The 1,901-nt window shown below is 47.3% G+C and carries 1 tRNA gene and 1 rRNA gene; both read right to left on the bottom strand.

The annotated features are described in order from the left end of the window. Positions 1 to 9 precede the first annotated feature (9 nt). Positions 10 to 83 (bottom strand) — tRNA-Ile (locus FLACHUCJ7_RS00175). A gap of 126 nt (positions 84 to 209) precedes the next feature. Continuing rightward, positions 210 to 1,723: ribosomal RNA gene (locus FLACHUCJ7_RS00180) — 16S ribosomal RNA — on the bottom strand. Positions 1,724 to 1,901 lie beyond the last annotated feature (178 nt).

The raw sequence follows: 1,901 nt of genomic DNA on the forward strand, positions 1-1,901 counted from the left end.
TTTAAAAAGTAGTCCCGGGCAGACTCGAACTGCCGACCCCTACATTATCAGTGTAGTACTCTAACCAGCTGAGCTACGAGACTCTGTTTTACTTAATTTTCATTTTTTTTTAAATTAACAGCAAGAGTAATACAATCTTTCAATTCAGAACTTTAAAGATCTTCATCTTTTTTCCTCAGCGTGCACAAATGCTAACACTAAGGCTCTAGAAAGGAGGTGTTCCAGCCGCACCTTCCGGTACGGCTACCTTGTTACGACTTAGCCCTAGTTACCAGTTTTACCCTAGGCAGCTCCTTGCGGTCACCGACTTCAGGCACCCCCAGCTTCCATGGCTTGACGGGCGGTGTGTACAAGGCCCGGGAACGTATTCACCGGATCATGGCTGATATCCGATTACTAGCGATTCCAGCTTCACGGAGTCGAGTTGCAGACTCCGATCCGAACTGTGACCGGTTTTATAGATTCGCTCCTGGTCGCCCAGTGGCTGCTCTCTGTACCGGCCATTGTAGCACGTGTGTAGCCCAAGGCGTAAGGGCCGTGATGATTTGACGTCATCCCCACCTTCCTCACAGTTTGCACTGGCAGTCTTGTTAGAGTTCCCGACATGACTCGCTGGCAACTAACAACAGGGGTTGCGCTCGTTATAGGACTTAACCTGACACCTCACGGCACGAGCTGACGACAACCATGCAGCACCTTGTAATTTGTCTTGCGAAAGATCTGTTTCCAAATCGGTCAAACTACATTTAAGCCTTGGTAAGGTTCCTCGCGTATCATCGAATTAAACCACATGCTCCACCGCTTGTGCGGGCCCCCGTCAATTCCTTTGAGTTTCATTCTTGCGAACGTACTCCCCAGGTGGGATACTTATCACTTTCGCTTAGCCACTGAAGTTGCCCCCAACAGCTAGTATCCATCGTTTACGGCGTGGACTACCAGGGTATCTAATCCTGTTCGCTACCCACGCTTTCGTCCATCAGCGTCAATCCATTAGTAGTAACCTGCCTTCGCAATTGGTATTCCATGTAATCTCTAAGCATTTCACCGCTACACTACATATTCTAGTTACTTCCTAATAATTCAAGTTCAGCAGTATCAATGGCCGTTCCACCGTTGAGCGATGGGCTTTCACCACTGACTTACTAAACCGCCTACGGACCCTTTAAACCCAATGATTCCGGATAACGCTTGGATCCTCCGTATTACCGCGGCTGCTGGCACGGAGTTAGCCGATCCTTATTCTTACGATACCGTCAAGCTCCTATACATAGGAGTGTTTCTTCTCGTACAAAAGCAGTTTACAATCCATAGGACCGTCATCCTGCACGCGGCATGGCTGGATCAGGCTTGCGCCCATTGTCCAATATTCCTCACTGCTGCCTCCCGTAGGAGTCTGGTCCGTGTCTCAGTACCAGTGTGGGGGATCTCCCTCTCAGGACCCCTACCCATCGTAGCCTTGGTAAGCCGTTACCTTACCAACTAGCTAATGGGACGCATGCTCATCTTTTACCGTTGTGACTTTAATAGTGATCTCATGCGAGATTGCTATGCTATGAGGTATTAATCCAAATTTCTCTGGGCTATCCCTCTGTAAAAGGTAGATTGCATACGCGTTACGCACCCGTGCGCCGGTCTCTCTATCCGAAGATAAATACCCCTCGACTTGCATGTGTTAAGCCTGCCGCTAGCGTTCATCCTGAGCCAGGATCAAACTCTTCATCGTATATTGTTGATTTAATTTACATCAAATCGTATTGTTATTCGAATCAGTATCTATCGGTTCTTATCGAATCTTCCGATTCTATTACTCTTATTCTTTTGCCCTAACATCTCTGTTAAAGCGGCTGTCAATTCAATATGTCTACGAACGTAATATTTATTATTCTTTTCGCCTATCGTTT

This window comes from Flavobacterium salmonis (assembly GCF_903819435.1).
GTDB classification, from domain to species: domain Bacteria; phylum Bacteroidota; class Bacteroidia; order Flavobacteriales; family Flavobacteriaceae; genus Flavobacterium; species Flavobacterium chungangense.